The sequence below is a fragment of the Microbacterium sp. F1-18 genome (genome assembly GCF_052921305.1).
In genome coordinates this window covers 329,044-344,492 of the sequence record NZ_JBREVD010000001.1, presented here as the reverse complement: position 1 = coordinate 344,492, position 15,449 = coordinate 329,044, and the positions used below count along the sequence as shown (strand labels likewise).

General features: G+C 71.2%; 12 protein-coding genes. 7 read left to right on the top strand and 5 right to left on the bottom strand.

Features of this window, described 5'->3' with window-relative positions; genetic code table 11:
* Positions 1-91 precede the first annotated feature (91 nt).
* From ACU6RU_RS01660 to ACU6RU_RS01645, 4 genes are all read left to right on the top strand, one after another.
* A complete protein-coding gene (locus tag ACU6RU_RS01660; protein WP_289330977.1) occupies positions 92-1,552 on the top strand; it encodes an MFS transporter in 1,461 nt (486 codons plus the stop codon).
* Positions 1,553-1,613: 61 nt separating this feature from the next.
* Positions 1,614-2,762, top strand: coding sequence for an exonuclease SbcCD subunit D (locus ACU6RU_RS01655; RefSeq protein ID WP_446725731.1), 1,149 nt, complete (start codon positions 1,614-1,616; stop codon positions 2,760-2,762).
* Positions 2,759-5,770: an AAA family ATPase gene (locus ACU6RU_RS01650; protein ID WP_289330979.1), complete on the top strand. Its 3,012-nt coding sequence runs from the start codon at positions 2,759-2,761 to the stop codon at positions 5,768-5,770. The genes ACU6RU_RS01655 and ACU6RU_RS01650 overlap by 4 nt, the downstream gene beginning before the upstream one ends.
* 9 nt (positions 5,771-5,779) lie before the next feature.
* Complete coding sequence (locus tag ACU6RU_RS01645; RefSeq protein ID WP_120263342.1) at positions 5,780-5,962, top strand: hypothetical protein; 183 nt, start codon at positions 5,780-5,782, stop codon at positions 5,960-5,962.
* Here the strand turns inward: ACU6RU_RS01645 and ACU6RU_RS01640 are convergent.
* Both ACU6RU_RS01640 and ACU6RU_RS01635 read right to left on the bottom strand, forming a co-directional pair.
* A complete protein-coding gene (locus ACU6RU_RS01640; protein WP_120263341.1) occupies positions 5,950-6,510 on the bottom strand; it encodes a phosphorylase family protein in 561 nt (186 codons plus the stop codon). The genes ACU6RU_RS01645 and ACU6RU_RS01640 overlap by 13 nt on opposite strands.
* A 2-nt stretch (positions 6,511-6,512) precedes the next feature.
* Positions 6,513-6,644 carry a hypothetical protein gene (locus tag ACU6RU_RS01635; protein ID WP_258524632.1) on the bottom strand — a complete coding sequence of 44 codons (132 nt, stop codon included), beginning with the start codon at positions 6,642-6,644 and terminating at the stop codon, positions 6,513-6,515.
* Between the two features lie 142 nt (positions 6,645-6,786).
* Here ACU6RU_RS01635 and ACU6RU_RS01630 point away from each other — a divergent pair, with 142 nt between their 5' ends.
* Positions 6,787-7,368: a hypothetical protein gene (locus tag ACU6RU_RS01630; protein ID WP_120263340.1), complete on the top strand. Its 582-nt coding sequence runs from the start codon at positions 6,787-6,789 to the stop codon at positions 7,366-7,368.
* 5 nt (positions 7,369-7,373) lie between these two features.
* On the opposite strand, the gene ACU6RU_RS01625 is transcribed toward ACU6RU_RS01630, so the two are convergent.
* Entirely contained in the window at positions 7,374-9,443 is a 2,070-nt protein-coding gene (locus ACU6RU_RS01625; RefSeq protein WP_120263339.1) for an NAD(+) synthase, read from the bottom strand.
* Between the two features lie 70 nt (positions 9,444-9,513).
* Here ACU6RU_RS01625 and ACU6RU_RS01620 point away from each other — a divergent pair, with 70 nt between their 5' ends.
* Positions 9,514-13,017: a TM0106 family RecB-like putative nuclease gene (locus ACU6RU_RS01620; RefSeq protein WP_446725730.1), complete on the top strand. Its 3,504-nt coding sequence runs from the start codon at positions 9,514-9,516 to the stop codon at positions 13,015-13,017.
* A 117-nt stretch (positions 13,018-13,134) separates the two neighbouring features.
* Here the strand turns inward: ACU6RU_RS01620 and upp are convergent, their stop codons facing one another.
* Positions 13,135-13,770, bottom strand: a complete 636-nt coding sequence (gene upp / locus ACU6RU_RS01615) for a uracil phosphoribosyltransferase (protein ID WP_120263337.1) — start codon at positions 13,768-13,770, stop codon at positions 13,135-13,137.
* Between the two features lie 87 nt (positions 13,771-13,857).
* On the opposite strand from upp, the gene ACU6RU_RS01610 reads away from it, so the two are divergent.
* Complete coding sequence (locus ACU6RU_RS01610) at positions 13,858-14,289, top strand: nucleoside deaminase (RefSeq protein WP_446725987.1); 432 nt, start codon at positions 13,858-13,860, stop codon at positions 14,287-14,289.
* 13 nt (positions 14,290-14,302) lie between these two features.
* On the opposite strand, the gene ACU6RU_RS01605 is transcribed toward ACU6RU_RS01610, so the two are convergent.
* A complete protein-coding gene (locus ACU6RU_RS01605) occupies positions 14,303-15,421 on the bottom strand; it encodes an alpha/beta fold hydrolase (RefSeq protein ID WP_120263336.1) in 1,119 nt (372 codons plus the stop codon).
* Positions 15,422-15,449 lie beyond the last annotated feature (28 nt).

Here is a 15,449-nt window from a genome sequence, read left to right as displayed (position 1 = left end):
TCGTCGTGCCGGGGCTGTTCTCTTTACGGCCCCCGGGCCGACAGTGCAAGGGCGGGATCGCTGCCTTCGCGCGGGCGTACCCTGACCCACGATGAGTGACACGGCGAGCATCCCGCTGTCGGTGCACCAGCGGTGGCGGGCTTTCTGGGTCTGCGTCGCCGTGGCGGCGCTGACGATCCTCGACCTGACGAAGGTCAACGTCGCGCTGCCCTCGATCGAGAAGGCCTTCGGCGCGGGCTCGACGGAGCTGCAGCTCATCGTGTCGGGGTACGTGCTCACGTTCGGACTGACGCTCGTGCCCGCCGGACGCATCGGTGACCAGCGGTCGCGACGCGCGCTGTTCGTGATCGGACTCTTGCTGTTCACCGTGACGAGCGTCGCGTGCGCGCTCGCGCCGAACACGGAGGTGCTCCTGGCCGCCCGTCTGGTGCAGGGCGTCGCGGCCGGCATCCAGATGCCGCAGGTGATCGGACTGGCGCAGGAGATGTTCCAGGGGGCCGAGCGCGGCAAGGCATTCGGGCTCTTCGGCGCCACCATCGGAATCTCGACGGCGTTCGGCCCGACGCTCGGGGGCCTCATGATCGCGTTGGGCGGCGCCGAGGACGGCTGGCGCTACATCTTCTGGATGAACGTCCCGCTCACCCTCGCCGTCCTCGCCGGGGTCGTCTGGCTCCTCCCGAAGACACGCGAATCCCGGCCGGCGCGGCTGCAACTGGATCCCGTCGGTCTCGTGCTCTTCGCGTTCGTCGTCATCGCGCTGATGGTGCCGTTCCTCCTCACGACCGGCGCGCAGGGCGACGATCCGCAGCGCTGGTGGTCGCTCGTGGCCTTCGGGGTCTTCGCCGCCCTGTTCGTGTGGTGGGAGCGTCGCTATGCGGCATCCGGCAAGCATCCGCTCATTCCGCTGCAGCTCTTCGCCATCTCGTCGTACCGCAACGGCACTCTCATCCAGGCGGTCTACTTCATGGCGCTGCCGGCGATGTTCCTGCTGACGACGCTGTTCCTGCAGTTGGGCGTCGGCCTCGAGCCCGTCTTCGCGGGCATGGTCTCCATCGGCTTCGCCGTCGCGAGCGCCGGCGCCTCCTACGTCGGCGGCCGGATCGTGACCCGTGTCGGGCGCCCGCTCGTCGTCGGGGGTCTGATCATCATGCTCTCGGCGGTCGTCGCCCTCGCCCTCGTCGCCTACTTCGTGCCGCCCGGGATCGTCGAGTTCGCGATGGCGGGAGTGTTGACCGTCGGGGGCTTCGGCGGTGGCCTCGTCATCTCACCGAACCAGACCCTGACCCTCGCGGACATCCCGGTCAAGCAGGGCGGGCTGGCCGGCTCCGTCGGTCAGCTCGTGCAGCGGATCGGCACGGCCGTCGGAACCGCCGTCGCCCTGTCGCTGTTCTACTCGACGGTGAACCGGCTCGGGGGTGGATCGACACCGCGGATCGATGTCTACCACGACGCCTACGCCCTCGGGATGGTCTCCGTCGGGCTCTTCCTCGCGCTCGCCCTCGTGCTGGGCGTCGCCGATCTGACGTCGCGGCGACGCGCCGGCCGGGTCTGAGTCTGCGCCTTCCCCGCGGGGCACCCCGGCGATGTCGGAGGCTGCTCCTACCCTGGTCGGCATGCGGATCCTCCACACCTCCGACTGGCATATCGGGCGGACCTTCCACGGTCATTCGACGCTCGACGCGCTGCGGGGCGTGCTCGAGAGGCTCACCGAGCAGGTCCGCGAACACGAGGTCGACGTCGTCGTGGTCGCAGGCGACGTGTTCGACTCAGCCGCGCCGGCGGCCGCTTGCTACGCCCTTCTCTCCGACACGCTGCGGGGTATCGCCGACGCCGGAGCGCGCGTCATCGTCACCAGCGGCAACCATGATTCGGCCGCCCGCCTCGGCTTCCAGGCGGGGCTGCTGCGCGAGGGCATCCACGTTCTGACCGACCCGGCCGCGGTGGGCACGCCCATCACCGTCGAGGATGCCGACGGGCCCGTGCACTTCTACGGCATCCCGTATCTCGAACCGGCCCTTCTTCGCCACCTCTGGCCCGAAGCCCGTTCGCAGGCGGCCGTCATCGACCGCGCGATGGGGCTCGTGCGCGACGATCTCGCGGCACGCGGCGGTCGCTCGGTCGCGATCGCCCACTGCTTCGCCGCGGGGGTCGAGCCGACACCGCATCTCGAACGCGACATCCAGCAGGGCGGGCTCGACGTGGTGCCGCTCGCCGCGTTCGCCGGAGTCGACTACATGGCTCTGGGCCACATCCACGGCCGCCAGCAGCTCGCCCCCGCCGTGCGGTACGCCGGCGCGCCGCTGCACTACAGCTTCGGCGAGGGCGACAAGCCCCGCGGCTCGTGGCTGGTCGAGCTCGACGCCGACGGCTTCGTCGACGCCCGTTGGCTCGAGCTGCCGATCCCGCGCCCCGTCGTCACCTTGCGCGGGCCGCTCGCCGAGGTGCTCGCCGATCCTGCGCACGAACGGTATGCCGATGCGTGGATCTGCGTCGAGTACACCGACACCCTGCCCGAGCGTGATCCCATGCGCCGCCTGCAGGAGCGGTTCCCGTTCTGCGCGAAGGTCGTGCACGCGCCCGCCGACATCGCGCCTCGCGATGCGCGCACCTACGTCGACCGCGTGCGCGCCGCGCGCAGCGATGCCGAGCTCGTCGAGGCGTTCCTCGTGCACGTGCGTGAGGGTGTCGGCGCCGACGAGCGTGAGCGCGAGCTGCTCGCCGATGTCCTCGACGAGCGGGTCCGCGTCGAGGCGATGGCGTGAAGCTCCATCGCCTCGAGTTGACCGGATTCGGCCCGTTCCGCGAGAAGCAGACCGTCGACTTCGACGCCTTCGACCGCGACGGCGTGTTCCTCATCTCGGGGCGGACCGGTGCGGGCAAGTCGAGCATCCTCGACGGCGTGAGCTTCGCGCTCTACGGATCCGTGCCGCGCTACGAAAACGGCGAGCGGCGCCTTCGCAGTGACCACAGCTTCTTGGGCGACCCGACGGAGGTGCGTCTGGAGTTCACCGTCGGCGGGGAGCGCTGGCGTGTGACGCGGGCGCCGGAGTACGAGCGTCCCGCGAAGCGGGGTGACAAGCTCACCACCGAGGTCGCCCGCGCCGAGCTCGAGCAGCGCGTGGACGGCGAGTGGATCGGACGGGCTGCGAAGCCGCGTGAGGTCGCCCTCCTGCTCGACGAGGTGCTCGGGCTGAATGCCCAGCAGTTCCAGCAGGTCATCCTGCTGGCGCAGAACAAGTTCTCGCGGTTCCTCCTGGCACGCAACGACGAACGCCAGCAGCTGCTGCGCACCCTGTTCGGGACGAAGCGGTTCGAGCAGTACAAGGACGATCTCGAGAACCGCCGCCGCGCCGCGCAGCGCGAGCTCGACGCCGCCGGTGACCAGGTGCGCACGCTGCTCGATCTCGCCGAGGCGGCGATGGCGCGGCAGGCCGCCTCGGACGCCGACGAGAGCCCGACCGACGAGACGGTGCCGGCGTCACCCGACCTCGCCGCTCGACGAGATCTCATCGAGCGTGCCCGCCGTCGCGCCGACTATCGCGTGGAGCAGGCCGAAGAGCTCCGCCAGCAAGCGGAGTCGCGCCACGCTCACCTCTCCGCGACGCACGCCGAACTCGTCGAGCAGGTGCGAGTGCTCGACGAGCTCGCCGCGGCGCGTCGACGTCTGGCCGACCTCGACGCGATCGCCGACGAGGTCGCCACGATCGAACGCAGAGTCGAGCGTGCGCGCGCGGCTGAGGCGCTGCGTGCGACGCTCGAGCAGGCAGACCGGTCCGAGGAGGCGGCGGGGGAGGCCCGCGCCGCGGCCGACCGGGCTGCCGAGCGCTGGACCGAGGCGGGCGGCAACGCCGATGACGACGTCGCCGCGGTCGTCGAGACGCTCACGGGAGACATCGCGCGGTGGACCGATGCGCTCGCACGTGAGCACGAGCTGACGGCCGCCGTCGACGCGCGAGACGCGACCATCGCCGAGATCGCACTGCTGGAGGAGCAAGCGGGTCTTCTCGATGAGCAGCATGCGCTTCTGCCGGCAGAGCGCGAACGGCTCACGACCGACCTCGCGGCGGCGACCCTCGAGGCTGCGCGAAGCGACGAGGTGCGCGTCCGCGTCGCCGATCTCGCGGCGCAGGTCGAGGCCGCCGGCGAAGCCGACCGCCTGGCTGCCGAGCTCGGCGCCGCCGAGGAGGCCTACCTGCACGCGAGCGGCGCGGCGGAGGCTGCCGCTGCCGCGGTCACCGAGCTGCTGCGCCGACGGGTGGCCGACCGTGCGGGCGACCTCGCCGCCGAGCTCTCCGACGGGTCGGCCTGCCCGGTCTGCGGATCGCTCGAGCACCCGCATCCCGCCCCCCGGGTCGCCGACGGAGTCACCGACGACGACCTGGCGGCCGCCGAGGCGGAGCGGGATGCCGCTGCGGCCGAGGCGCGCGAGACAGGGGAGAACACCGCCCGCCTGCGCGCTGAGCACGCCGCGGCGGCGGCGCGCGCCGGTGGACGTGGCGGCGACGAGCTCGCGACCTCGCTCGCCGGTGCCCGAGAGGAGCTGGCTGGAGCCGAGCTGGCCGCTGAGCGGGTCGCCTCGCTCGTCGAACAGCGTGACGTGCTCGACCGCCTCGATGCCGAGGCGACAGAAGAACGATCCCGCCTCACCGCCGCCCTGGCCGACGCGCGCGAGCGCCTCGCCGTGGCGGGAACGACCCTGACGCGCCTCGAGACCGAGGTCGCCGATGCTCGCGGTGCGTTCGCGACGGTCGCGGAGCGCATCGCGTCGACGGTCGAACGCCGCGATCTCGCCCGTGCCGTCCTCGAGAGCCGCACCGCGCTCGCCCACGGCGAAGCGACGGCGGCGGACGCGGCACGCGACCGAGCGAGGCGCATCGAGGCATCGATCTTCGCCGACGTCGACGACGTCCGCGAGGCGCTGCTTCCCGAATCCGAGCGCACCGCCATCACCCGGCGCGTCGCCGAGCACGCCGCGGATGTCGCGGCCACCCGCGCGCGTCTGCTCGAGCTCGAGCTCACCGCCGCGGGACTCCCCGACGAGCGGCCGGACCTCGACGCGTCCGCGCAGGCGGTCGCCGCCGGGGATCTCGCGCGCAGCGCCGCGATCGCCGCGCATCGCGACGCCGTCAACGCCGCCGAGAGGATGCGTGAGCTCCTCGTGCGCATCGATGACGCGTTCGTCGCCGTCGCCGGTCTCGCCGAGCGGACGGCGGCCGTGACCCGCCTGGCCGACACGGTCGCGGGCCGCGCGCCGAACACCCGGAAGATGGATCTCGAGACGTTCGTGCTCGCGGCAGAGCTCGAAGAGATCGTCGCGGCAGCCAACCTGCGCCTGCGCGACATGTCGTCGGGGCGGTACACCCTCCATCACAGTGACGCGCTCCAGGCGCGCGGCGCGGCTTCGGGCCTCGGGCTCGAGGTTCTCGACGCGCACACGGGGCGCCTCAGATCGCCGCAGTCGTTGTCGGGAGGCGAGACCTTCCTCGCCTCTCTCGCCCTCGCGCTCGGCCTCGCCGAGGTCGTGACCGGGCGCGCCGGGGGCATCCGTCTCGACACGCTGTTCGTCGACGAGGGCTTCGGGTCACTCGACCCCGAAACCCTCGAGCTCGCGATGCGCACCCTCGACGAGTTGCGCGCGGGCGGACGCACCGTCGGCGTCATCAGCCATGTCGAAGGCATGAAAGAGCAGCTCGCCGCGCAGATCGTCGTCGAGTCCACTCGTGAAGGGCCGAGCGTCATCCGGCAGGAGGCGCTCAGCGAGCGCGACTAGGCTGAGCGGGTGAGGACTTTCTGGACCGTCGTCGGAGTGATCGCCGCGATCTTCGTCGCGTGGGTGATCGTCGACGTCGTGCTGCGCCTGGCCGTCTTCGCGGTCAAGCTCGGGCTCGTCGCTGTCGTCGCGCTCGTCGTCTTCCTGCTGCTGCGCCGGCTTTTCGCCCGCAGCGGCGATCAGACTCCGTAGTCGGCGCGGATGCGTTCGTAGAGGGCCCGGCTGCACGCGGCTACGGCCTCGTCCCAACCGGTGGTCGCGCCGTCCTGGGCATCGTCCGACACCGCCTTGAGCACCCGGATGGGGATGTCGAAGCGCTGGGCGACCCAGATGTAGACGTAGGTCTCCATGTCGACCAGCTGGGCGCCGAGCGACTGGATGAGCGCGACCGCCTCGGCGTCGTCGACGAAGACGTCTCCCGTCGCGATGCGCACGCCTTCGCCGCCCGCCTCGACGCGGTCGGGCATCGAGAGGTGACGGCCGCGTACCCCGGCCAGATCGAACACATCGTGCTGGACGGCGTCGCCGACCTCGTAGATGCCCGGTCCGACCGCGCCCGCCACGGCTCCCGCGGTTCCCACGACGACGATCTCGTCGTACGCGGTGCGATCGAGCGCACGGGTGAGCTCATGCGCGGCGAGCAGTTTGCCCGGGCCGGTGAGCAGGATGTCGAACCCCGGAATGTCGGCGGGGAAGCCCACCAGCTCGTCGCGGTGCGCGACCACCAGAAGCCGCCGCACGCTCAGGCACCGCCTCGAGCGATGATGCCGAGGATGCCGGAGATCAGCAGGTAGGCACCGATGCCGCCCACCACCACCCAGATCGCGATGCGGGCGGAGGACGGCCGTTTGTCGTCGCCGTTGTCGAGGCTCATCCCGCCAGCCTAGGCGAGGTCGCCTCAACGGGAGTCGCGGCGGTGCGGCACGGGGATTGACCCGGTGACGCACCCTGGTGCCGCCAGGGGCGATCGCTAGACTCGAGCTGAGGTCAGACCATCCACAGGCGGGAGCGACGGCATGCAGACGGTACTTCTCGACACCCCCACGGGGATCACGGCCCGGCTCGGCTGGGACCCGGCGATCACGGTGCACCACCGTCGGCGGATGATCGCGCGCGAACTCGTCGCGCAGGCCCTCGGCTGCGACGAGAAGGATGTCCGCATCGAGCGCGAGGCGCCGCGCGGCTTCGGCTACCACACGCGCCTCGTCGCCTCACGCGACGGCGTCGAGGTGCCGCTGGCGATCACGACGGCCAGCTATCGTGCGGCGACGGTCGTCGCGGTCAGCGACCCGGGGCTGCCGGTGGGCATCGACATCCGCGACGGACACCCGGAGCCCGCCGACCTCGCCCGCATGCGCAAGCATTCCCGGCTGTTCTCCGGGGCCGACACGCTCGACCTCGTCGACCATTGGGTGCACGTTCAAGCGGTGCTCGAGGCAGACGGTCGCGGTGTGCGGGTGGCGCCGGAGCAGGTGCGGCTCGATCCGGGACGCCACCGCGGCTGGATCCCCGACCGCAATATGAAGTACACCCTCGTCGACATCTCGCGCGACGGGTGGCTCATCACACTCGCCTACGGCACGCTGCCGACAGCCTGAGAGAGTCAGTCCACGAGATCGGGGAGCGCCCGGCGGAGCTCCGCGAGCCACGCTTCGGGATTGCCGTCAGACGGCGCGCGCCAATCGCCGCGCGGCGACAGTGAGCCGGCCGCGGCGACCTTGGGTCCGTTGGGGATCGCGCTGCGCTTGAACTGCGCGAAGCCGAAGAACCGCTTGATGAACACCTGCAGCCAGTGGGCGATCTCGGCCAGGTCGTACGCGTAGCGGCTGTCGCGGGGGAATCCCACCGGCCAGTCACCGGCGTCGGCATCCGACCAGGCGTGCTGAGCGAGGAAGGCGATCTTCGACGGGCGGAAGCCGTAGCGCAGGACGTGGTGCAGCGCGAAGTCGTGCAGGGCGTAGGGGCCGATCGTCGACTCCGTGGACTGCACCTTGCCGTCTTCGCCCGCGGGCACGAGCTCGGGGCTGATCTCGGTGTCGAGGACCGACTGCAGCACGGCGACCGCTTCATCGGTCAGATCGGTGCCCGTGCCCTCCCGGTGCGCGATGACCCATCGGATGAGGTGCTGCATGAGCGTCTTGGGCACGCCGACGTTGACCGCGTAGTGGCTCATGTGGTCGCCGACCCCGTAGGTGGCCCAGCCGAGGGCGAGCTCCGAGAGATCGGAGGTGCCGATGACGATGCCGTTCAGACGGTTCGCGAGTCGGAACAGGAAGTCGGTCCGCACCCCGGCCTGGACGTTCTCGAAGGTGACGTCGTACACGGGCTCGCCGGAGGCATAGGGGTGCCCGATGCCGCGCAGGAGTTCGTTCGCGGCGGGGCGGATGTCGATGGTCTCGATCGTCGCGCCGATTGCTTCGGCGAGTGCCACGGCGTTCGACTTCGTGTGGTCGCTCGTGGCGAACCCGGGCATCGTGTACGCGAGGATGTCGCTGCGCGGGCGCCCCATACGGTCCATCGCGCGGGCGACGACGAGCAGTGCGTGGGTCGAGTCGAGCCCGCCCGACACCCCGATCACGGGACGAGGGCCGCCGATCGCCCGCATCCGCTGCTCGAGGCCGGACACCTGGATGTTGAACGCCTCGTAACAGTCCTGGTCGAGGCGTGCCGGGTCATCCGGGACGAAGGGGAACCGATCGAGCGTGCGCCGCAGCCCGATGTCTTCGGTGGGCGGGTGCAGGAACGTCTCGACGGTGAGGAAGTCGGTCGAGGTCGTGCGGCGGTTGTCGTCGAAGGTTCCCTGCCGGTAACGGTCCTGACGCACGCGGTCGAGATCGACGTCGGCGATGCTGCGCCGCGCCCCGTCGGGAAAGCGCTCCGTCTCGGCGAGGAGCGAGCCGCCCTCGTAGATCATGGTCTGGCCGTCCCAGGAGACGTCGTTGGTCGACTCGCCGAGACCTGCCGCCGCGTAGGCGTAGACGGCGAGGCACCGCAGCGACTGCGACTGCACGAGCGTGCGGCGATCATCTGCTCGTCCGATCGTGATGGGCGAGCCCGACAGGTTCACGAGGACCGTGGCACCTGCCAGCGCGGCGCGCGACGACGGCGGAACCGGCACCCACATGTCCTCGCACACCTCGGCGTGCAGCACGAGCCCGGGCACGTCGCGGACGTCGAACAGCAGGTTCGTCCCGAACACGGTCTCGTGCGAGCCGATGCGGATGCCCTCGCCGTCCCACTCCTCGCCCGCCGCGTACCAGCGGCGCTCGTAGAACTCGCGGTAGGTGGGCAGGTGGGCCTTGGGGGCGACGCCGAGGATCTCGCCTCGGTGGATGACCACGGCGCAGTTGTACAGGCGGCTGCGGTGACGGAGGGGAGCTCCGATCACGAGCACCGGCATGAGATCGACGGATGCGTCGACGATGCGCTCGATGGCCGCGTCGACGGCATCCAGCACCGCGTCCTGCATCACGAGGTCGTCGATCGCGTAGCCGGTGATGCACAGCTCGGGGAACACCGCGACAGCGACCGCGTCGGCGTCGCAGGCGCGCGCCTCGGCGAGGACGGCCTCGGCGTTGGCCGCCGGGTCGGCGATGGCGACCGGGATGGTGCAGGCGGCGACCCGCGCGAACCCGTGGGCGTACACGCTGGCGAAGGGGAGCGACTCGTTCACCCTCCTCAGTCTGGCACCGGCGTCGGCGGTGTCGCACCCCGCGGTTAGGGTCATTGAACGGGAGGGGATCATGCGATACATCGAGGACGAAGGCCGGATCGTCTGGAGCGCGAGCGACCTCAAGGCGGCGGCCGAGTGCGAGTTCGCCTGGCTGCGAGCGATCGACGCCAAGCTCGGACGCGTCTCCGCCGTCGACGAGCCCGACGATCCGACGCTCGAGCGGGCGGGCCGTCTCGGCGATCGCCACGAGGAACGTCAGCTCGCCGCGTACCGTGCCGAGTTCGGAGATCGTGTCGCCGAGATCCCCGAGACGCGCTCGTCGGATGCCGCGGGCCTGGCGCGTGCCGTCGCGCTCACTCGTGACGCCCTCGCCTCGGATGCGCGGGTGATCTACCAGGCGGCGTTCTCCGACACCGACTTCGTCGGGTTCGCCGACTTCCTCTTACGCGACGACGACGGCCGGTGGGTCGTGCAAGACACGAAGCTCGCACGCCACGCGCGCGTCACCGCGCTGATGCAGCTCGAGGCCTATGCCGTCCAGCTCGACCGCCAGGGCGCGGCCGTCGCCGGTCACGTCGAGCTGCTGCTGGGCGACGGCACGACGTCGCGCCACGAGCGCGCCGACATCGCACCGGTGTTCGTCCTGCGGCGCGAGCGTCTGCGCTCGCTCATCGCCGACCGTGACGTGGCCGCGGGCGCCGCGGGCGAACCCATCGCGTGGGGCGACGATCGCGGTGATCTGCGGGTCGCGGCCTGCGGACGGTGTGCGACCTGCGACCTCGAGGTCGTCGCCGCGCGCGATCTCCTGCTCGTCGCGGGCATGCGACCGATCCAGCGCGAGCGCCTGCGGGCGGCCGGAGTCACGACGATCGACGAGCTCGCCGCGGCGCGCGAGGCGCCCGCCCGGATGTCGTGGGACACGTTCGCGGGCCTCCGCACCCAGGCTCGGCTGCAGCTCGAGAGCCCCGCGGGCGGCGTCGGCGCGGGCGAGCCGGCGGCAGACGGGGCCCCCGTCCCCACCTACGAGGTGGTCTTCCCGAAGGCGCTCGGCGCGCTTCCGCGGCCCGACCTCGGCGATCTCTTCTTCGACTTCGAGGGCGACCCGCTCTACACCGAGGGGGCGGCTCGGCAATGGGGCATCGACTACCTGTTCGGCTGGGTCGATCTCCGCGAGCAGTACTCCGCACTCTGGGCTCACACCTTCGACGAGGAGCGGGCGGCGTTCCAGACCTTCCTCGAGTTCGTCGCCGTGCAGCGTGCCGCGCACCCGGCGATGCACATCTACCACTACGCACCGTACGAGCCGACGCATCTTCTCGCGATGGCTGCGCGGTACGGCGTGGGTGAGGCCGAGGTCGACCGGCTGCTGCGCGACGGGGTCTTCGTCGACCTGTATCCGATCGTCCGCCGCGCGCTGCGGGTGGGGTCGCGCTCGTACTCGATCAAGAAGCTCGAGCCGCTCTACATGGGGTCCGAAGTCCGCACGAGCGACGTCCAGAAGGGCGACGATTCGATCGTCCGGTACGTCGAGGCGCGGGCACTCGCCGAGGCGGGTGATGCCGACGCCGCCGCGGCGATCCTCGCGGATCTGGCTGATTACAACCGCTACGACTGCGTCTCGACACGGCGGCTGCGCGATTGGCTCGTCGACCGGGCGCGGGAGGCGCAGTTGCGGCCATCCGCGGATGTCGAGCCCGAAGAGCGCGCTTACGAGCCGTCGCCGCGCGCAACCGCGCTGTCGCGACTCGCGGATGCCGCGGCCGCGGACGACCCCGCGGGTGCCGACGCCCCGTCAGCCGTCGCGCTGCGGCTCGGGGCGGCTGCGATCGACTACTACCCCCGTGAGGCGAAGTCGTTCTGGGCCACCCACTTCCTCCGCCTGCGCGAACCGCTCTCGATGTGGGAGGACACCCGCGACGTCGTCGCCGTGGCGTCCGAGCGCAGCCGGGTGCTCGAAGACTGGCATCGGCCCGAGGGGGCTCGCACCGACCGGCGCGTCCTCGAACTGCGCGGCGAGGTCGCACCGGGCACACGATTGAGCGTCGATTCGTCGCCGTTCGCGATCTACGAGGCGCCCGCGCCGTTCCCGACGGAACCGCGGCCCCGCTTCATCCACGCCGACCGGCGGGTGCGGGTCATCGAGGTGCTCGATGACGGCGCGATCGTCGAGGAGCTCGCCGCGGGCGCGTACATGTGGTCCGAGCTGCCGATCGCGCTCACCCCGGCAGCCCCGCCGCCTGCGGGCAGCCAGCAGGCGGCGATCGACGCGTGGGCAGACGAGGTGATCGCCGCGACGCCCGACCTGCCGGCCGATCCCGCGACCGATCTTCTGCTGCGACGCCCGCCGCGGACGCTGTCCGGCTCGCTGCCGAGTGGGGGCGGGGACGCGGTCGCCGACATCTCGAGCGCGATCCTCGATCTCGACCGCAGCTACCTCGCGGTACAGGGCCCTCCCGGAACGGGTAAGACCTATGTGGGATCTCATGTCGTCACACGTCTCGTGGCCGAACGCGGATTCCGCGTCGGCGTCGTGGCGCAGTCGCACGCCGTCGTCGAGAACATGCTCGATCGCATCGCCGCCGCGGGGGTGCCGCGCGAGAAGATCGCGAAGGCGGTCAAGGGCGAACCCACCGGTGACGAGGCCTTCACGGTCATCCCGAAGAACGGCGTCGCCGACTTCACCGCGGGGCGTCCGGACGGATACGTCGTCGGCGGCACGGCCTGGGACCTCACGCACGCCGGCCGCATCCCGCGCGGCAGTCTCGATCTCCTCGTCATCGACGAGGCGGGCCAGTTCTCCCTCGCCTCGACGATCGCCGTCTCGGTCGCGGCCTCCCGGCTTCTGCTGCTGGGCGATCCGCAACAGCTGCCGCAGGTCAGCCAGGGCACGCATCCCGAGCCGGTCGACACCTCGGCCCTCGGCTGGATCATGGACGGCGCCCACGTCATCCCGAGCGATCGCGGCTATTTCCTGGCCGAGACCCGTCGCATGCGGCCCGAGGTCGCCGAACCGGTTTCCGTGCTCGCCTACGACGGTCGACTCGCCGCGCACGCATCCACGGCCGGCCGGGTGCTCGCGGGCGTCGCGCCCGGGGTCATGCCCGTGCCCGTCGCCCACCGGCGCAATGCCACGGCCTCGCCCGAAGAGGCCGAGGTCGTCGTGGGGCTGATCTCGGATCTCCTCGACCGTGCGTGGCTGCCCGACCCGGCGCTCGAGCCTCGTCCGCTCGCGCAGCGCGACATCATCGTGGTCACGCCGTACAACGCGCAGCAGGTGCTCGTAGAAGAAGCGCTCGCCGCGGCGGGCTTGGACGACGTGCCGGTGGGCACGGTCGATCGGTTCCAGGGCCAGGAGGCGGCGGTCGCGATCGTGTCGCTCGCGGCATCCTCAGGTCGAGACGCGCCTCGGGGGCTGGAGTTCCTGCTGCTGCAGAACCGCCTCAACGTGGCCGTTTCGCGCGCGCAGCACACCGCATACGTCGTCTACGGCACCGGCATCCTCGACGACCTGCCCCGCACCCCCGAGGGCGTTGCACGGATGAGCGCCTTCGCCCGTCTCGTCGGGGCGGTCTGAGGCGCGCGCTCCGCATATGGGGCGCAGTTGTCAGCGACGGGCGCGGTTCGAACTGCGCTCCATCGGCGCAGGTGCGCTCGATGCGCGGGTCGCGGGTCGCGGGTCGCGGGTCGCGGGTCAGTCGACGGTGCCGTAGAGACGGTCGCCGGCGTCGCCGAGGCCCGGCACGATGTAGCCGCGCTCGTCGAGACGCTCGTCGAGCGAGCCCAGGACGAGGGTCACATCGCGGTCGCCGACCTGCTTCTCGATCGCGGCGAGGCCCTCGGGCGCCCCCAGGATGCAGATGGCCGTGACGTCCTGTGCCCCGCGCTGGAAGATGAAGTCGATCGCCGCGCCCAGTGAGCCTCCGGTGGCGAGCATCGGGTCGAGCACGAAGCACTGACGGTCGCTGAGGTCGTCGGGAAGACGCTCGGCGTACGTGGTCGGCTCGAACGTCACCTCATTGCGGGCCATCCCCAGGAACCCCACCTCGGCGGTGGGGAGGAGCTTGGTCATGCCCTCGAGCATCCCGAGTCCCGCGCGCAGGATCGGCACGACGAGGGGGCGGGGCTTGGCGATCGCGAGGCCCGTCGTGCGGGTGACCGGGGTCTCGATCTCGACCTGCTCCGTGCGGACGTTGCGGGTGGCCTCGTACGCGAGCAGCGTCACGAGCTCTTCGGTGAGCTGACGGAACACCGGCGAGGTGGTGTTCTTGTCGCGCAGGACCGAGAGCTTGTGGGTGATGAGCGGGTGGTCGGCGACGTGAACACGCATGTGATGATCCTACGCGGACGGCTCGCGTCTTCTCGGCTCTACGCTGGTGCCGTGACCCTGACGGCATCCGCTGGCGACATCCGCAGCATGACGCGCGCCCTCGAGCTCGCGGAGGCCGCGGCGGCGGCGGGTGACATCCCCGTCGGAGCGGTCGTGACGGATGCCTCGGGTGCAGTGCTCGGCGAGGGCCGCAACCTCCGCGAGGCGACCGGTGACCCGACCGCTCATGCCGAGGTGGTCGCGCTTCGCGCCGCGGCCGCCGCGATCGGGTCGTGGAACTTGGCGGGGTGCACTCTGACGGTCACGCTCGAGCCGTGCGCCATGTGCGCGGGCGCCATGCTGCAGGCCCACGTCTCGCGGCTCGTCTTCGGTGCATGGGACGACAAGGCGGGCGCCGCCGGATCGCAGTACGACCTCGTGCGCGACCGCCGACTTCCCGTGAGAGCCGAGGTCGTGGCGGGCGTGCGCTCCGCCGAGTCGTCCGCGCTGCTGCGCATGTTCTTCGCGCAGCAGCGGTGAGCCGCCCGGCCGGTCAGTCCCAGGAGCTGAGGATGATCGCCTCGGTCGGGGGAGCCGGTGAGATCGGGGTGCCGAGGTAGCCGATCGTCGAGAGGATCGCGGTGCGGACCTTGCCCGGGCGCTCGAGATGCACGGCGTGCCCGACGCCTTCGATGACCACCTCGGTCACCTGTCCGCCCGCCTCGCGGTACCGCTCGAGCACGTTGCGGGTCTGCGCGACCATCTGTTGCGCCGGTGCCGTCTCCACGCCCGGCCAACCCGGGATCGCGCCGATCTCGCCGAGATGACCGCTCTCGGCGAACGACCCGTCGGCGACGATGACATCGGCACCGCCGCGCATCCACAGGATCGGGGGCGCATCGTATCCGGCGGCCAGGTCGACGATGGACGAGACGTCGAAGTGTGCCGGTGCGAGGGCGTTCTGCACGCCGAGCCGGCCCGCCGCGAAGCCCGGCCAGTTGTCGCTCGGCACGCTGTCGCCGGGGTAGTTGCCTTCGGCGGTCGACGTCGTGAGCATCGCCTCGACCCACGTGTCCTCGTTGTCGGACTCGTAGTCGGGCGAGACGAACGACGTGCGGAAGAACGATCGGGCGGTGCCCTCGTCGTCGCCCGCGTCGCGTGCCGTGAGTCGGTCGACGAGCGTGGGGCTGACGGCTCCGCCGCCGCATCCCGCGTCATCGTCCGTCAGGCGCGTGCCGTCGAGTCGCGTACCGCCGAAGCCGTATGGCGACACGGGCGAGAGCAGACTGAGCGAGAGCACGGGGTGATCGAGCGCGTACTGCATGGCGACGGCGGCGCCCAGGCCCCAGCCGACGAAATGGACGGCATCGAGGCCCAGTGCGTCGAGAGTCGCCCGCACGTCATCGGAGAAGTCGCGCACACCGCGGGTCGCGTCGACGGGCAGTCGCTCGGTCTCGCCGAAGCCGCGGAGGTCGATCGCGATCGGGCGGACGTCGCTCGGCAGATCCTCGATGATCTCCTGCCAGAAGAGACTCGACCCGGGAGCGTCGTGCAACAGCACGAGCGTGCGGTCGGCCGGAGTCTCGGGGTCGTCTGCGCCGCGTTCGAGGATGCTCACCGCCAGGCGCGACGTCTCGATGATGCGTGGCGTGATGCCGTCGAAGAGGGGCATGGCGGGATCCTTCGCTCTGCTCTGCGCG